The organism is Luteimonas fraxinea, from assembly GCF_021233355.1.
Classification (GTDB): domain Bacteria; phylum Pseudomonadota; class Gammaproteobacteria; order Xanthomonadales; family Xanthomonadaceae; genus Luteimonas; species Luteimonas fraxinea.
In genome coordinates this window covers 112,957-129,944 of the sequence record NZ_CP089507.1, presented here as the reverse complement: position 1 = coordinate 129,944, position 16,988 = coordinate 112,957, and the positions used below count along the sequence as shown (strand labels likewise).

Sequence of the window (16,988 nt, the reverse complement as noted above, 5' to 3'; positions counted from 1 at the left end):
CCACGCACGCGGGGTGTCGGGAGATCGCGAGGACGGACACGGCCGCCGACCGGACGCGCGCAAGGCCGTCCGGAACGCCGCCGCAATGCCCGCCGCATCGCAATCGAGGAAGACTTCGTGGCCGGTCTCCGGACTCGCGCGTGGGAGGACTCCCGGGCGTCGCGCCTTCCCGTGCATGAGCACAGTGGCGGATGCGATGCCTTGAACACGCTTACCGTTGCGGGGGCAGTGCCGGGCTGGCGCCTGAGCGCGTCACCGGCTTCCCGTTTCAACCCGGACGGCGATGCGCCGGCGGGTCACCATGAAGCTGGCGCGGATTGTACGTGAGCGCGGGGCTGCGGGCGCGGGCAGGGCGCGCCGGCGGTGCGGTCAGTCGTCGCGGCGGTCGAACAGGCGATCGAAGGGCGATTCGGACTCGACGGGTTCGGTCACCGTCGTCGTCACCGGGCCGGCGGCCTGGCGCGAGCGCGGATCGGGCAACAGGGCGGTCGCGGCCTCGGCGGCTTCGACCAGTTGCAGGCGGCGCGCCTCGGGCACGTCCTGCCAGTGGCAGTCGAGCAACGCGCCTTCCAGCGAATACAGCAGATTGAGGCTGGGCTTGAAACCGGCGCGGCGCACCTTGACGAACGCATCCACCGCGCCCGCCGCTTCCAGATCCTCGCGCGTGCGCAGACCCACCTGACGCAGCCAGGCCGCGGACTTGGGTCCGATGTTGCGCAGCTTGAGCGGCGTCGGTGCGGTCATTGCAGTGATTCGAGATAGAGGGCGGCGAGGGACTCGATGCCTGCCTGGTCTTCAACGTCGAAACGCGCCGGCACCGGACTGTCGATGTCGAACACGCCGATCAGGCGCTCGCCGATGTGCAGCGGCACGACGATTTCCGAGCGCGAGGCGCTGTCGCAGGCGATGTGGCCCGGGAACGCATGGACGTCGTCGACGCGCTGCGTCGTGCGCGTGCGCGCAGCCGCGCCGCACACGCCTTTTTCTAGAGGAATGCGCACGCAGGCCGGCAGACCCTGGAACGGGCCGACCACGAGTTCGGTGCCGTCGAAGAGATAGAAGCCGACCCAGTTGAGATCCGTCAGCGCGTGATAGACCAGCGCCGAGAGGTTCGCCGCATTGGCGATCGCATCGCGTTCGCCGTGCAGCAGCGCCCGTGCCTGTGCCGCCAGCGCGGCATACTGTTCGGCCTTGGAGCCGGTCAGGGGAGATGAAGTGAACATGCCGAGGAGTGTAGCAGCGGCCCCGCAGGGGCTCGGGGGACAGGACGCGTGGCCGCGCGATGCGGACGGATTCCGCTTGCGTGGTACGCAGGCCTCGCGTCTGGAAACTTTCGTCGACGCCGCATTCGCGTTCGCGGTGACACTGCTGGTCGTGTCGTTCGACGCGATGCCGGCAAGCGTGTCCGAACTGCATGAGGCGCTGCGGCGCGCACCGGCGTTTCTCGCCGGATTCGCGATCCTGGCGATGTTCTGGGCCACGCATCACCGCTTCAGCCGTCGCACCGGACTGAGCGACGCCCGGGTGACCACGCTCGGCCTGCTGCTGATCGCCGTCGCACTGCTTTACGTGTATCCGCTGCGCCTGATCATGGGCGTCGGCCTGCATTTCCTGACGTTCGGCTGGGCGCCGTCGCCGATTCCGATCGGCTTTGCTGCCGGCGAGTTCCGCAGCCTGTACGTGATCTATGGACTCGGTTTCGCCGCGATGTGCATCACGATGCTGCTGCTCAATCGCCACGGCCTTGCACGCGCCGAAGCGCTCGGACTCGATCCGGTCGAGCGTTGCCTGCTGAAGCAGGAAGCCGGCGCGATGGTGTGGCTGCTGATTCCGACGGTCGCCTCGATCGTGCTCGCGCTGCTGCCGATGCCGCCGCGCACGCTGTTCCAGGGGCTGCCGGGCATCGTCTACTGCACGCTGGCGGTGTTGATGCCGTGGTATGGCGTGCGCAGCGCGCGCGAGCTCGCGCGCGTTCGCGCCGAAATGGACGCTGCATGAGCGCCCGCAGCTTTCTGGTGACCGGCACCGATACCGGCATCGGCAAGACCCATTCGAGCGTGGCCCTGCTGCACGCACTGCGCGCGAGTGGTCTGAGCGCGGTCGGGATGAAGCCGATCGCCAGTGGCTGCGACTGGATCGACGGCCGCTGGCGCAACGAAGATGCGCTGGCGTTGCAGGCGGCCAGTGATCCGCGGCCGGAGTACGCCGACATCAATCCGGTCGCGTTGCCCGAACCCACGGCGCCGACCTTGGCGGCGATCACGGCGGGTGTGACGGTCGACATCGCGGCGCTGTATGCCGCGCATGCGCGGCTCGCATCGAATGCGGATGTGGTGCTCGTCGAAGGCGCTGGCGGCTGGGATGCGCCGCTGGCCGAAGGACTCGAACACAGGGATCTCGCGCGGCAGCTCGGCGGCGCCGTGGTGCTGGTGATTGGATTGAAGCTCGGTTGCCTGAGTCATGCGCGGCTGACCGCGCGTGCGATCGAAGCGGACGGCTGTCGGCTGGTCGGGTGGATCGGCAATCGCATCGATCCGGCGTTCGCGCGGGCGGACGACTACGTCGGCCTGCTGACGGCCGCGTTGCCGGCGCCGTGTCTAGGGGTGTTGCCGTTCGTTGCGGAGAAGAGCGATCTGCCCGCGAGGTTGTCGCTCGATGCTGAGTGGATCGCGACCCTTTAGCGAGCTGCGCGATGGGTTTCGCTGCGCTCTACCCATCCTAAGAACGCGCCGGCACGCCCAACGTAAGATGGGTAGAGCGCAGCGAAACCCATCATCACAATCTGATCGAGCGGATAACCCCCAGAAGAAAAGGCGCGACCGAAGTCGCGCCTTTTTCATTTCACTGCTCGCCGAGACTCAATGCCCCTGCGGCGCCGGCGTCAGATCGTCGTCGTCGCGACGGTCCGCGTTCTTTGCTTCGGTCGCTTCGCGATCGTGGCTTTGGTCGCGGGCCAGCAGCAAGTAGAACGCCGGCAGCACGAACAGGGTGAACGCAGTGCCGATCGACATGCCGGCAGCGATCACCAGACCCATCGAGAAGCGTGCGGCCGCACCAGGACCGCTGGCGATCAGCAGCGGCACCATCGCGAACACGAGCGCGGCGGTCGTCATCAGCACCGGACGCAGGCGGATCGCGGCGGCGCGTTCGATGGCTTCTGCTTTCGACACGCCTTCGTTGACCTGCAGCTTGTTCGCGAATTCCACGATCAGGATGCCGTGCTTGGAGATCACGCCGACCAGCGTCACCAGACCCACCTGCGTGTAGATGTTGATCGACATGCCGGGGAAGGCTTCGATGCCGGCGAACTGCAGCACACCCGACAACAACGCCAGCGCGTTGAGCACCAGCAGCGCGCCACTGATTGCCATCGGCACCGTGGCCAGCATGATCACCGCATCGCGGAAGCTCTCGAACTGCGCGGCCAGCACCAGGAAGATGATCACCAGCGCGAAGGCGAGGGTGATCAGCATCGTCGTGCCTTCCTGCTTGAACTGCCGCGACTCGCCGGCGTAGTCCACGCTGTAGCCCTGCGGCAGCACCTCGGCCGCGATCTCGTCGAGCACGCGCAGCGCCTCGCCCTTGGTCACGCCGGGGCGCGGCGCGAAGGTGATGCCCACTGCGTTGAGCTGCTGGAAGCGCTTGAGCGATTGCGGCTGCGCGCTTTCCTTGAACGAGATCACCGTCGACAACGGAATCAGGTCGCCGTCGCGGGTGCGGGTGTAGTAGTTGCCCAGCTGCTCGGCATTGAGCCGGTCGCTGCGCTGCACCTGCGGGATCACGCGATAGGAGCGGTTCTGCATCGCGAAGCGGTTGACGTAGCCGCCGGCCAGCAGCGCACTCATGTCGGCCGCGAGCGTGCGCATGTCGATGCCGAGCAACGCCGCCTTGTCGCGGTCGATCTGCACTTCCACGCGCGGCTTGTCGATCTTCAGATCCTTGTCGAGGAAGATGAAGCGACTGCTGGCCTGCGCACGCGCCACGACTTCGTCTGCGATCTCCGACAGCTGTTCCAGCGAGCCGATGCCGCCGATCAGGAACTCGCCACCACCATCACCACCGGCAGATGGCAGCGACGGCGGTACCAGCGCGAAGATGTTGAGACCGGTGATCTCGGCGAGCTTGGGCTGCAGATCCTGCTGCAGAATCTGGTTGGTCGAGCGCTCGCGCTGGCTCCACGGCTTCATGACGAAGCCGCCCATCGCGCTGTTGCTGCCGCCCATGCCGCCCATGCCGCCGTTGAACAGGAAGAAGTCGTTGATCTCGGGGATCTGCTCGACCACCGCGGTCATCTCTTCGGTGTAGCCCTCGACGTAATCGAGCGTACTCGCCGCATCGGCGCTGCCGATCGCGAACACGAAGCCTTCGTCCTCCGGCGGCGCCGGTTCCTTGGGCGCGCCGATGTAGAGGAACACGCACGAGACCAGCACGATGGCACCGAAGGTGAGGATCACCGCGCGGGTCTGCAGCGCGCCGTGCAGCCTGCGCTGGTAGCCGCGCTCGACCGAATCGAAGCGACGGTCGAGCCACTTCTCCAGTTTGCTCTTGCTGTGCTCACCATGCGGCTTGAGGATCTTCGCGCACATCATCGGCGTGAGCGTCAGCGCGATGATGCCCGACAGGAACACCGCGCCGGCGAGCGTGAACGCGAACTCGGTGAACAGCACGCCGGTCAGACCGCCCTGGAAACCGATCGGCAGGTACACCGCGATCAGCGTCGTGGTCATCGCGACCACCGGCCATGCGAGTTCGCGCGCGCCGCGGATCGACGCGTCGTAAGGCGTCATGCCTTCTTCGATGTGGCGGTGGATGTTCTCGAGCACGATGATCGCGTCGTCGACCACGATGCCGATCGCCAGCACCATCGCCAGCAGCGTCAGCAGATTGATCGTGAAGCCCATCAACAGCATCAGGAACAGCGCACCGACCAGCGACAGCGGCACCGTGACGGCCGGAATCAGCACGCTGCGGAACGAGCCGAGGAACAGGTAGATCACCACGATCACGATGATCACCGCTTCGATGATCGTGCGGATGACCTCGTTGATGCCGTCCTGGATCGACTCGGTGCTGTCGTAGGGGATCGTCGCTTCGATGCCTTCCGGAAGCTGCGGCACGATCTCCTCGTCCCAGGCCTTGCGCACCTCGGCGATGACATCGAGCGCGTTCGCGTCCGGTGACACATAGATGCCCATAAATGTCGCCGCGGCGCCGTTGATGCGCACCGACGAACCGTAGTTCTCCGAACCCAGCACGACATCGGCGATGTCGCCGAGCCGCACGATCGCACCATCGGCCTCACGCACGACGAGCGCGCGGAATTCCTCGGGCGTGCGCAGGTCGGTGCGCGCGGTCAGATCAACCGAGACCATCTGGCCCTTGGTCGAGCCCAGTGCGGACAGCACGTTGTTGGACTGCAGCGCGGTCGACACGTCGCTCGCGGTGACGCCGAGCGCGGTCATGCGATCGGGTTTGAGCCACACGCGCATCGCGAACGAACCCGGGCCCATGATCTCGGCACGCTGCACGCCCGGAATCGTCGCGATCGTCGGTTCGACGGCGCGGGTCAGGTAGTCGGTGATCTGATTGTCGTTGAGCGCGTCGCTGGCGAACGAGACGTACATCGCCGCGACCTGCTGGCCCTGCTGCAGATCGATGACCGGATCTTCCGACTCGGCCGGCAGTTCGCTGCGCAGCTTGTTGACCTTGGCCGCGATCTGCGTGAGCGCTTCGTTCGGGTCGTAGTCCAGACGGATGTAGGCCTGGATCACGCTGACGCCGGCCGAACTGGTCGAGGTCAGATAGTCGATGCCCTCGGCGCTCGCGACCTCGCGTTCCAGCGGGGTCGTGATGAAGCCCTGGATCAGATCGGCGTCGGCGCCGAAGTAGGTCGTGCTGATGTTGACGACCGCATTCTGCAGCTCGGGATACTGACGCACGTTGAGCTCGGAGAACGCGCGCAGGCCGAACAGCAGGATGAAGAGGCTGACGACCATCGCCAGCACGGGTTTGCGGATGAAGATGTCGGTGAATTTCATCTCGGTCTCCCCCGCACGGTGGCGCGCGGGTCAGGGAGCGGGGCGGGCGCAGGGCGCCCGGACACATCGATCAGGCAGCGCCGATCGCGATCAGCGGCGCACGCTCATCGGTTTTCGGGCGTCGGTGCGGCATCCGCGCTCGGCTGCACCTTGTTGTTGATCGTCACGACGGCGTCGTTGCGCAGCTTGAGCAGGCCGCTGGTCGCCACGCGCTCGCCGGGCTTGAGGCCGTCGGTGACCGCGATCAGATCGCCGCGGGTCGCGCCGGTCTTGATGAAGCGCTGGCGCACGATCAGGGTCGGGCCCTGCTGCGCGTCTTCGCCTTCGGCCTTGGGGGCTTCGGGATCGACCGGCTTCTCGGACACCACGTACACCGCGTTGCCGTAGGGATTGAAGGTCACCGCGGTCTGCGGGATCACCACCACGCTCTGCTCGCCGCCGACCGCGAGGCCGACGCGCGCGAACGCACCCGGGCGCAGCTTGCCGTCGGGATTGGCCAGCGTGGCCTGCACCATGAAGTTGCGCGTGCCGGCATCGACGGACGGCTCGATCGCGGTGATCGTGCCTTCGAACTGCTCACCCGGCAGCGAGTCGACGACTGCCTGCAGCGCCGCGCCGGTCTCGATCAGCGGCAACTGCTGCTCGGGCAGGGTGAAGTCGAGGAAGATCGGATCGAGCTGCTGCAGGCCGACGATCGGCGTGCCCGGCGAGATGAACTGGCCGAGGTTGACTTTGCGGATGCCGAGCACGCCGTCGAACGGTGCGCGGATGGTCTTCTGCGCGATCAGGGCGCGCTGCGCCTCGACCTGCGCGATCGACGTCGCCGCCTGCGTCGCGCGTTCCTCGACCTCGGCCTTCGAGACCAGCTGCGTCTCGCCGAGTTCGCGCCAGCGATCGCGCTGCACGACGGCGAGCTTCGCCGCCGCTTCGCTCGATCGCAGCACCGCGAGTTCGTTGTCGGTGTTGAGTTCGACCAGCACCGTGCCGGCCTTGACCGGCTGGCCGGGTTCGAACGACAGCTTGCGGACCACGCCACCGGCTTCGGTCGTGACATCGGTGCCGTTGACCGCGACCAGCGTGCCGACCGCTTCGAGCGGCGTCGACCACGACTGCTGCGCGGCATCGAAGGTCGTGATCGCGACCGGCGGCTGCGGCATGTTGTCGAAGAAGTCGTTCATGCCCTTGCCCATCAGGGCCTTGGCCAGAAAGACACCGCCGAAGATCACGGCGACGAGGATCAGCATCACGATCATCCGCAAACGGGGACGCGGTTTGCGCGGCGTGGACGGGGTTTCGGTCCTGGACATGGCGGTTTCCGTCAGGAAGGAGGAAGGGGAGGCGGCAGGTCGGGCGCGATGCTCGACCAGTCGGTATCGAAGACGTCACGGCTGACGCGGGCGATCAGCGCATCGAGCGCGGCATCGTCCTCGGCGTCGAAGATCGGTTGCCAGGCGTAGCCGTTGAACAGGTACTGCAGTTGGCGGATCAGCAGGCGATAGGGATCGCCGGTCACGGCGGTATCGACCAGACCCTGCTGCTGCACGAGCGCGTGCATGCCGACGGTCATTGTCCAGGGGCCCATCATCAAAGCCCCCACCGGCAACACCGATGCCGGCAGTTCGCCGCGTGCCCGGCCCTCGGCGGCGATGCCGTCGATCAGTGTGCTCAACGGCTCGCAGGCTTCGAGCGCGCGGCGGCGGCTTTCGTTCGACGCCGCGCCCCAGACCACATCGGTCCAGACGAACTGGGCGAGGCGGAAGTGCTCGGGCTGCTCGCGGAGGATCAGCATGTCGGCGAGCGCGACGGCGAGCATGCGTTCGCGGGTCGGGCCGTTCCATTTCGCGGCGCGTTCGAACAGCTCCACACGATCGAGGCTGTTGCGCGTGGCCAGTGCCACCAGCAGGTCTTCCTTGCTGGCGAAATGCTTGTACAGCGTGCCGATGGCATAGCCGCATTCCTCGGCCACGCGCGCCATCTGCAGCGACAACAGTCCGTCGCGCTGGATCTGCGCCTGCGCGGTGTCGAGCAGCGTGCGTTCGCGCGCAGCGATCTCGCGCTGGCGACGTGCAACGGCGGGGGGCAGGGGCGGCATGGAAACCTGAATGGATCGGAAGCGGCGCGGATTATGAACTTGATTCATTCTGTGAGCAAGGTTCGATTTCACCGGCTTCGCACCGCGTGCAACGCAGCATCGCGCCGGAATCGCGCCAATGACTTCCTTCACGGTGCGAACCGCAATCTGAATTAGCTATACTGGCCGGTATAGTAAATCCCGTCCCACCTCTCCCAGGTCTCTCCCCCATGCGCCGACTCCTCTCCATTGCCGTGCTCGCTGCGGCACTTTCCGCCTGCGGTCAACAAGAGGAGCAGGCCGCGCCGCCACCGCCCGAAGTCGGTGTGTTGACCGTCCAGCCCACGAGCATCGCGCTGGAACAGGAACTGGTGGGCCGTCTGGCACCGTTCCGCAGCGCCGACGTCCGCGCCCGCGTGCCGGGTGTGCTCGAAAGCCGGGTGTATCAGGAAGGCAGCGACGTCAGCGAAGGCGACGTGTTGTTCCGCATCGATCCCGCGCAGCTGCAGGCCGCGCTCGGCACCGCGCAGGGTTCGCAGGCACAGGCGCAGGCCAATGCGATCAACGCCAAGAGCGCCGCGGATCGCGCGCGCCAGCTGGCGCCGACCAACTTTATCTCCAAGTCGGATCTCGACAACGCGCTCGCTGCCGAGCGCAGTGCGGAGGCCGCGCTGCAGGCCGCGCGCGCGTCGACCCAGACCGCGCAGATCAATCTCGGCTACGCCACCGTGCGCGCGCCGATCTCCGGCCGCGCCGGCAAGCAGCAGGTGACCGAAGGCGCGCTGGTCGGGCAGGGTGATTCCACGCTGCTGACCACCGTCGACCAGATCGATCCGCTGTACATCAACTTCTCGATGAGCGCCGGCGAGTTCGCCCGCATCCGCGCACTGCCGCTCGACCGCGACGCCGGTGGTGGTCAGGTCGAGATCGTCCTCGGCGACGGCACGGTGCACGACCAGCGGGCGACGCTGGACTTCTCCGGCGACGTGGTCGACCCGGCCTCGGGCGCGATCCAGCTGCGCGCGACGCTGCCCAATCCCGATCGTCGTCTGCTGCCCGGCGTCTACGTGACGCTGCGCGCGAACATGGGCCAGCAGAGCGGCGTGTTCCTGGTGCCGCAGGCCGCGGTGCTGCGCGACGCCAACACCGCCTACGTGCTGGTGGCAGGCGAAGGCGACAAGGTCGTCCGCAAGTCGGTCCGCACCGATCGCGCGCAGGGTGGCCAGTGGGTGATCACCGACGGCCTGGTGGCCGGCGACCGCGTGATCGTCAGCGGCGTGCCGAAGGCGCGTCCCGACGCGGTGGTCTCGCCCAAGCCGTGGACGCCCGAGCAGGCCCAGGCGCAGGCTGCTCCAGGCGCAGCGCCCGCGGCGCAGCCCGCAGGCGAGGCCGCTGCACCCGCGACGCCCGGCGACGCGGCAGCGGCACCGACGCAGGAAGCCGCCGGCCAGGCGCCCGCTGCGAACGACACGCAGGACTGATCCGCCATGCCCAAGTTTTTCATCAACCACCCGGTCTTCGCCTGGGTCGTATCCATTCTGATCTCGCTCGCGGGCGTGATCTCGCTGCTGAACATGGGCGTGGAGTCGTACCCGAGCGTCGCACCCCCGCAGGTCACCGTCTCGGCGACCTATCCCGGCGCCAGCGCCGACACCACCGAACGCGCGGTCACACAGGTCATCGAGCAGCAGCTCACCGGTATCGACAACCTGCTGTACTTCAGTTCGACGTCCAGTTCTTCCGGCCGCGCCAGCGTCACGTTGACCTTCGAAACCGGTACCGACGCGGACATCGCGCAGGTGCAGGTCCAGAACAAGGTCTCGCTGGCCACGCCGCGTCTGCCCAGTGAAGTGGTGCAGCAGGGCGTCGTCGTGGCCAAGGCCAACGCCGGCTTTCTGATGGTCGTGGGTCTGCGCTCGGAAGACACGACGGTCACCCGCAACCAGCTCAACGATCTCATCGGTTCGCGCGTGCTCGAGCAGATCGCGCGCGTGCCCGGCGTCGGCAGCACGCAGCAGTTCGGTTCCGAGTACGCCATGAACATCTGGCTCAACCCGGACCAGTTGCAGGGCTACGGCATGTCGGCGACCGAGGTCATGGCCGCGGTGCGTGGACAGAACGTGCAGTTCGCCGCGGGTTCGGTCGGTTCTGACCCGGCACCGGAAGGCCAGGGCTTCACCGCGACCGTCTCGGCGGAAGGCCGCTTCAGCACGCCCGAACAGTTCGAGAACATCATCCTGCGCGCCGACAACGACGGCGCCACCGTGCGCCTGAAGGACGTCGCGCGCGTGGAGATCGGCGCGTCGGGTTACGGCTTCGACACCAAGTACAACGGCCAGGCCACCGGTGCGTTCGCGATCCAGTTGCTGCCCGGCGCGAACGCGCTGACGGTGGCCACGGCGGTCGAATCACGCATGGACGAGCTGCAGCCCTCGTTCCCGCAGGGCATCGAGTGGTTCAAGCCCTACGACACCACCACGTTCGTGACGCTGTCGATCAAGGAGGTCATCAAGACCTTGATCGAGGCGGTGATCCTCGTCTTCCTGGTGATGCTGCTGTTCCTGCAGAACCTGCGCGCGACGATCATCCCGACGCTGGTCATTCCGATCGCGCTGCTCGGCACGTTCCTGGGCCTGAGCATGCTCGGCTACACGATCAACCAGCTGACATTGTTCGCGATGGTGCTGGCGATCGGCATCGTGGTCGACGACGCGATCGTGGTGATCGAGAACGTCGAACGCATCATGGCGGAGGAACACCTGCCGCCACGCGAAGCGACGATGAAGGCGATGGACCAGATCACCGGCGCCGTCGTCGCGATCACCGTCGTGCTGGCCGCGGTGTTCATCCCCAGCGCGCTGCAGGGCGGCGCCTCGGGCGAGATCTACAAGCAGTTCGCGATCACGATCGCGGTCGCGATGGGCTTCTCGGCCTTCCTCGCGCTCGGCTTCACGCCGGCGCTGTGCGCGACCTTCCTCAAGCAGCACGCACCGCCGGGCGAGCGCAAGGACAACGTCGTCGTCCGCACGTTCAACAAGTACTACGACAAGGTCAACGCGACCTACGTCGGCCACATCGGCAGCGCCGTGAAGCATGCGCCGCGCTGGATGGCGGTGTTCGCGGTGCTGTGCGTGGTCTGCGCGTTCCTGTACATCCGGTTGCCGTCGAGCTTCGTGCCCGACGAGGACCAGGGCTATGCGCTGGCGATCGTGCAGCTGCCGCCGGGCTCGACCCTGCAGCGGACCAACGCCGTGTTCGAGGACGTGCGTGCGCGTCTGGAGCAGAACCCGTCGTACGAGGCGATGCTGCAGGTCGCGGGCTTCAGCTTCGTCGGCCAGGGCGAGAACGTCGGCATGGGCTTCATCAAGCTCAAGGACTGGGGCGAGCGCGACGTCGACATCAACGGCTTCCTCGGCGAGGCCAACGGCGCGCTGCAGGGCGTGCAGGACGCGACGATCTTCGTCGTGAACCTGCCGACCGTGCAGGGTCTGGGCCAGTTCGGCGGCTTCGACATGTATCTGCAGGACCGCACCGGCGCCGGTAACGCGGCGCTGCAGCAGGCACGCAACCAGCTGCTGGGCGCGGCCGCGCAGAAGACCGACGTGCTGCAGGGCGTGCGCCCGAACACGCTGGAAGACGCGCCGCAGCTGCAGCTGCACGTCGACCGCGTGCAGGCGCAGTCGATGGGCCTGTCGGTGACCGACATCTACGGCGCGATCCAGCTGATGCTGGCGCCGGTCTACGTCAACGACTACGTGTCCGACGGCCGCATCAAGCGCGTCAACATGCAGGCCGATGCGCAGTACCGCACCGAGCCGGGTTCGATCGGCCGCTTCTACACGCCGAGCACCGCGTCGACGAATGCCGACGGCACGCCGACGATGATTCCGCTGAGCACCGTGGTGAAGCCGGAGTGGGGCGCGAGCACGCCGTCGCTGACGCGCTACAACGGCTATTCGGCGATCAACATCGTCGGTTCGCAGGCACCCGGTCGCAGCACCGGTGAAGCGATGGCCGCGATGGAGGAGATCGTCGAGAACGAACTGCCGGAAGGCTTCGGCTACGACTGGGCGGGCATGTCCTACCAGGAGATCATCGCGGGCAACACGGCGACGCTGCTGTTGCTGCTGTCGGTGGTGGTGGTGTTCCTGTGTCTGGCCGCGCTCTACGAGAGCTGGTCGATTCCGGTCGCGGTGCTGCTGGTGGTGCCGCTGGGCATCCTCGGCGCGGTGGTCTTCACGATGCTGCGTCCGGGCCTGTCGAACGACATCTTCTTTAAGATCGGCATGGTGACGGTGATCGGTCTGGCGGCGAAGAACGCCATCCTGATCGTCGAGTTCGCTGTGCAGCAGTACAAGGAAGGCAAGACGCTGCGCGATGCGACGATCGAAGCGGCGAACCTGCGCTTCCGCCCGATCCTGATGACTTCGTTCGCCTTCATCATGGGCGTCACGCCGATGGCGCTGTCGAGCGGCGCGGGTTCCAGCGCACGCCACGCACTGGCCACCGGCGTCATCGGCGGCATGCTGTTCGCGACGTTCCTCGGTCTGCTGCTGATCCCGGTGTTCTTCATCATCGTGCGGCGCGTGCTGGGCGACAAACTCGACGAGCCGGATCCGCGTTTGGAAGCGGCACGCGAGCGTGATCGCCAGCTGTAACACGACGGCGACGAACGACCGGCGCACTGACCGCACGTTCGTCCGATCGACGAGGGCCGCCTTGGCAACAGGGCGGCCCTTTTTTATGGCGCGCGATGCATGTGGCTGCCGGAATCCGCAACGCGCCGGATATGCTGGCCGCCCTGCCGCGGAGCCGTCATGACGTCATTGCGTATCGCCATCGTCGGTTACGGCACGGCCGGCCAGGCCGCAGCGGTGTTGCTGGCACGCGACGGGCATCGCATCGAGGTCTTCGAACGTGCGCCCGAGCCGGGCCCGGTCGGTGCGGGCTTCCTGCTGCAGCCCACCGGTCTGCAGGTGCTGTGGCGCATGGGACTGCTCGACCAGGTGCTCGCGCATGGCGCGCGTGTCGATCGGCTGTACGGCGAGGCGCCCTGCGGCCGCGCGGTCATGGACATGCGTTACGCCGGGCTCGACGCGCGCCTGTGCGGCGTCGGCCTGCAGCGCGGCGCGCTGTTCTCGATCCTCGACCAGGCGCGCGACGACACTGTGCGCCTGCATGCCGGCATCACTATCGAAGGGCCGGACGACACGGACGATCGCTGGCTGTGCAATGCCGATGGCGGACGGCATGGCCCGTTCGATCTGGTGCTCGCCGCCGACGGTGCCGCCTCGCGTCTGCGTGGCCGGCTCGGTGGCGTGCGGCGCGACGCGGTGTATCCCTGGGGCGCGTTGTGGTGCCTGATCGATGCCGACGACTGGCCGCATGTGAACGAGCTCCGCCAACGCTACGTCGCCGCGCGCCGGATGATCGGCCTGCTGCCGGTCGGCACGCGCCCGGGCGATGCGACACAGCGCCTGAGCTTCTTCTGGAGCCTGCCGATCGCCGCCTTCGACGGCTGGCAGTCCGCCGCGCTCGATGACTGGCGCGACACGGTCACCGCGATCTGGCCCGAAGCGGCGCGACTGCTCAAAGCCACGACGACGCACGCACACCTCGCACGCGCGACCTATCGCGACGTCACGCTGACGCAGTGGCATCGCGGCCGCTGGGTGCTGCTCGGCGACGCCGCGCACGCGATGAGCCCGCAGCTGGGGCAGGGCGTCAACATGGCCCTGCTCGATGCCGAGGCCTTGCGTGATGCCTTGCGAGGGCAGGCAGTGTCCGATGCGTTGGCCACGTATGCGCGCGTCAGGCGCCGACATGTGGCGATCTACCAGTTCTGGAGCCGCTGGCTGACGCCGGTGTTCCAGTCCGAGCGCGACGTGATCGCGAAGGCGCGCGATGTCGCATTCCGGCCGATGGGGAATCTGCCGGGTGGGCGTGGGCATATGTTGCGGGTGCTGAGTGGTACGCAGCACGGGGTGTTCGGGTCGATGGCGTTGGCGCCAGAGTTTGTGGATGCGTTGGGGGCATTTCGGGTATCCGGGGTTTCGACGAAGTAGTTGCGCCTCTGCCTGGTTTTCGTTGTTGCTCAGGTTTCTGGTTTCTGGTTTCTGGTTTCTGGTTTCTGGTTTCTGGCTTCTGGCTTCTGGCTTCCTGCTTTCCGCTTTGGATTTGTTCTTCGGCTCTTGCTCTAGCTCTAGCTCTAGCTTTGGCTTTGGATTTGGATTTGGATTTGGCTTTCGACTTCAATCGAGCCGTAGAGCGAGCCGAGCACCGGAGCCTGACGTGGCCGAAGAGCAGCCCATGTCTGAGCGCAGCGAGTTTGGGCTGCGTGCCGCGTCAGGCGAGGAGCGGAGGGGACCGATGCGGCTTCATCGCATCGGCTCGCGTCCGGCGAAGACGGTTTGACTCACGCCTTCGGCGCTCGCCCTTCGGGCCGGCTTCGCCGTTCGCCAGCGCATTCGCACGTCGTGCTTACTTTTGCCAAGACAAAAGTAAGCCGCGCGACAGCGCGGAAGCCCTGTCCTTGATTTCTGCTCTTGCGATTGATCCTTCTTCCGAAATATCAAAGTCGCAAAGCGACGAGCAAAGAAGCTCAGGCAAGTGCAGAGCTTTCGCCCGCTACGCGTGCGAGTTCCTTTTTGACGGGCCAAAAAGGGAACCAAAAACCCCCTTCGCCGGACGCGATCCGACACGGCTGCGCCGTGCCGGTTCCCTGCGCTTCTCGGACGACGGGGCACGCAGCCCAAACTCGCTGCGCTCAGACATGGGCTGCTCTTCGACCCCGCCGCCCTGCGATGCTCGGCTCGCTTTACGGCTCGATTGAGATCAAAAGCTCGAAGCCAAGGCCACAGCCACAGCTAAAAGCACAGTCAGAGCAAAGCTACAGCCACAGCTGCAGCCAAACGGCCGCAGCCGTACCTCATCCCGGAGGGCAGTCAACGCAGGCAGCGCAAGCCGGCGCTCGACAGCTCGCAGCCTGACGCCGATCCCAGCGGCGCCGCCGCCAGCGCGCATCGAACAGACTTGACACCCCACCATCAACGGAGTAATTAATTAGGTAATTAGTTAACTGGATGCCGCCATGGAACGGGTCTTTGAAGCCCTTGCATCGACGCCGCGCCGCCAGATCCTGGCCTACCTCAATGCTGGCGAACTCACTGCGGGCGAGATCGGTGCGCGGTTTGAGTTCAGCAAGCCGGCGCTGTCCGGGCACCTGCGGGTGCTGGAAGAGGCCGGTCTGATCGAACGCGAAAAACGTGGCCAGTTCGTGTTTTTCCGGCTGGTGCCCGACCGGCTGGCGAACACGATTTTTGCGTGGGCGGCGGAGGTGTGTCCGGTGGGGCGTCCGCTCAAGCGGGAGCGTCGCAAGGCGGGTGCGGGTTGAACACGGTGAGCGGCGACGCGCTGCGGGCTGAATCGACTGCGCGCGCGGGCTTCACCGCAATCCGAGCGTCGTCGACGTTTCCGTCGGTGCGTCTGCCGTCGCACTGCGGTGGACTGCCGGTCGAAGTCACGCTGATCGCGCAGTTCGCGCCGGGGCAGGGGGATGTCGCGATCGGCGATGCGCTGCGTCGGCAACGGGCCCATCCGGCTTTCGTCGATGCGTTGGACGAGCCGTCGACGCGACTCGGTGCGATGGATCTCGCGCGTGGCGATCCCTCTTCGTTGTACACCTTCGGCGTCGGCGCGAACGGGCACCCGTTCCATCGCCACGCCGGCAACCGCATGTTCACCGCGGTGTCCGGCAGCGCTGGCGCGCATTTGCGGTTCTCGACCGCATCGCAGGCGCAGATCGATGCCGATCCGCGCGCGTTTCTCGATGCATTGCATGTGGTCGAAGTGCCACCGGATTGCCTGTTCTCGGTACGCTTCGGCGGCGGCACCTGGCACCAGTTCATCGCAGCGCGTCCGGGCGGTCCGCATCCCACCTTGTTCGCGCTGTCCTGCCATCCCGATGAGACCGCCGGCGGTCTCGATGCCGCGACACAGGCACGCGTGCTCGGCAATAGGGCAGACATTCCCGCGCTGACCGAAGTGCTGACGCCCGGCGTGCAGGTGCTGCTCGACGCGGCATGGCGCAACCCGGCATCGATCGCGACCACGGCGCTGTCGTTGCATGCACCGCCGGCGTCGATCGCCGCGCGCTTCTGTGCCGGGGTGCGCGGCGCGATGGGGCGTCTGCGGGCGGGCATCGCGCAGCGCCGCGCCGCTGCGGGCTTCCGCGCGGACAATGGCGGCGGACGCGATGTCGTCGCGAGTGGCGTGGACGCGGATTCGCTGCTGCAATCGCAATTGCCGGGCCGTATCGCACACGAGGACCAGGTCGCGCTGCGGCTCGATGCGGCGCAGATCCACAACGCGACACCCGCACGCGTCATGGATCATCTGCTGGCCGGCTTCGTCGAGAATCCGCCCGATGGCGTGTCGCGATTGATGGCGCTGCGCAATGTGCTGGTGCGGCCCGCGGGCCTGCGCACCTCGCCACTCGGATGTCCTGCATCCTCGCTGCTGTCACCCGATGCGCCGCTGAAGTTCGCCGGCCGTCATCCGGTGGTGTCCGAGCGCCGCAGTGACGACGGGCGCCGCGTCGAAGTCATCCTCGGCGCCGACGACAGACATCTGATGTTCCGCACCTGCGTCGGCGTGCGCATCGAGGCCGATGGCGCGGTCGTCTGCACGATGGCGACGCGCGTGCGCACGCGCAATACGTTCGGGCGTTTCTACATGGCCGCGATCAGCGGCGTGCATCGCAGCTACATCGCGCCGGCGATGTTGCGGCATGCAGCGGATCACGCGGTGCGATCGCTGCGCGGCGTGGACGCCGTCGGCACGGCACTGCTCACGCGGAACGGGTAGCGCGAAGCGAGACC

Annotated in this window: 12 protein-coding genes and 1 riboswitch; of the genes, 7 read left to right on the top strand and 5 right to left on the bottom strand. The window is 66.8% G+C overall.

The features are described from left to right. Nucleotides 1-102: 102 nt before the first annotated feature. A riboswitch (cobalamin riboswitch) is annotated at nt 103-319 on the bottom strand. A gap of 50 nt (nt 320-369) precedes the next feature. Together LU699_RS00600 and LU699_RS00595 are read right to left on the bottom strand one after the other, a co-directional pair. Then, a complete protein-coding gene (locus tag LU699_RS00600; RefSeq protein WP_232134901.1) occupies nt 370-744 on the bottom strand; it encodes a TfoX/Sxy family protein in 375 nt (124 codons plus the stop codon). Continuing rightward, complete coding sequence (locus tag LU699_RS00595; RefSeq protein ID WP_232134903.1) at nt 741-1,223, bottom strand: GAF domain-containing protein; 483 nt, start codon at nt 1,221-1,223, stop codon at nt 741-743. Before LU699_RS00595 ends, LU699_RS00600 begins: the two co-directional genes overlap by 4 nt. A 76-nt stretch (nt 1,224-1,299) precedes the next feature. Here LU699_RS00595 and LU699_RS00590 point away from each other — a divergent pair, with 76 nt between their 5' ends. Next, entirely contained in the window at nt 1,300-1,998 is a 699-nt protein-coding gene (locus tag LU699_RS00590) for a TMEM175 family protein (protein ID WP_232134905.1), read from the top strand. Further along, complete coding sequence (gene bioD, locus LU699_RS00585) at nt 1,995-2,681, top strand: dethiobiotin synthase (protein WP_232134907.1); 687 nt, start codon at nt 1,995-1,997, stop codon at nt 2,679-2,681. The genes LU699_RS00590 and bioD overlap by 4 nt, the downstream gene beginning before the upstream one ends. A gap of 177 nt (nt 2,682-2,858) precedes the next feature. Here the strand turns inward: bioD and LU699_RS00580 are convergent, their stop codons facing one another. The 3 genes from LU699_RS00580 to LU699_RS00570 all read right to left on the bottom strand — a co-directional run bounded on the left by LU699_RS00580 (nt 2,859) and on the right by LU699_RS00570 (nt 8,130). After that, nucleotides 2,859-6,038, bottom strand: a complete 3,180-nt coding sequence (locus LU699_RS00580) for an efflux RND transporter permease subunit (protein WP_232134909.1) — start codon at nt 6,036-6,038, stop codon at nt 2,859-2,861. Nucleotides 6,039-6,142: 104 nt separating this feature from the next. Next, complete coding sequence (locus LU699_RS00575) at nt 6,143-7,345, bottom strand: efflux RND transporter periplasmic adaptor subunit (RefSeq protein ID WP_232134911.1); 1,203 nt, start codon at nt 7,343-7,345, stop codon at nt 6,143-6,145. 11 nt (nt 7,346-7,356) lie between these two features. Then, nucleotides 7,357-8,130, bottom strand: a complete 774-nt coding sequence (locus LU699_RS00570; protein ID WP_232134913.1) for a TetR/AcrR family transcriptional regulator — start codon at nt 8,128-8,130, stop codon at nt 7,357-7,359. Between the two features lie 209 nt (nt 8,131-8,339). On the opposite strand from LU699_RS00570, the gene LU699_RS00565 reads away from it, so the two are divergent. From LU699_RS00565 to LU699_RS00545, 5 genes are all read left to right on the top strand, one after another. Continuing rightward, entirely contained in the window at nt 8,340-9,590 is a 1,251-nt protein-coding gene (locus tag LU699_RS00565; RefSeq protein WP_232134915.1) for an efflux RND transporter periplasmic adaptor subunit, read from the top strand. A gap of 6 nt (nt 9,591-9,596) precedes the next feature. After that, entirely contained in the window at nt 9,597-12,767 is a 3,171-nt protein-coding gene (locus LU699_RS00560; RefSeq protein ID WP_232580449.1) for a multidrug efflux RND transporter permease subunit, read from the top strand. Between the two features lie 159 nt (nt 12,768-12,926). Continuing rightward, complete coding sequence (locus LU699_RS00555) at nt 12,927-14,174, top strand: FAD-dependent oxidoreductase (protein ID WP_232134919.1); 1,248 nt, start codon at nt 12,927-12,929, stop codon at nt 14,172-14,174. Nucleotides 14,175-15,199: 1,025 nt separating this feature from the next. Then, nucleotides 15,200-15,502 carry a metalloregulator ArsR/SmtB family transcription factor gene (locus LU699_RS00550; RefSeq protein WP_232134920.1) on the top strand — a complete coding sequence of 101 codons (303 nt, stop codon included), beginning with the start codon at nt 15,200-15,202 and terminating at the stop codon, nt 15,500-15,502. Between the two features lie 5 nt (nt 15,503-15,507). Further along, nucleotides 15,508-16,974: a DUF2867 domain-containing protein gene (locus tag LU699_RS00545; protein WP_232134922.1), complete on the top strand. Its 1,467-nt coding sequence runs from the start codon at nt 15,508-15,510 to the stop codon at nt 16,972-16,974. The last annotated feature ends 14 nt before the right edge of the window (nt 16,975-16,988 follow it).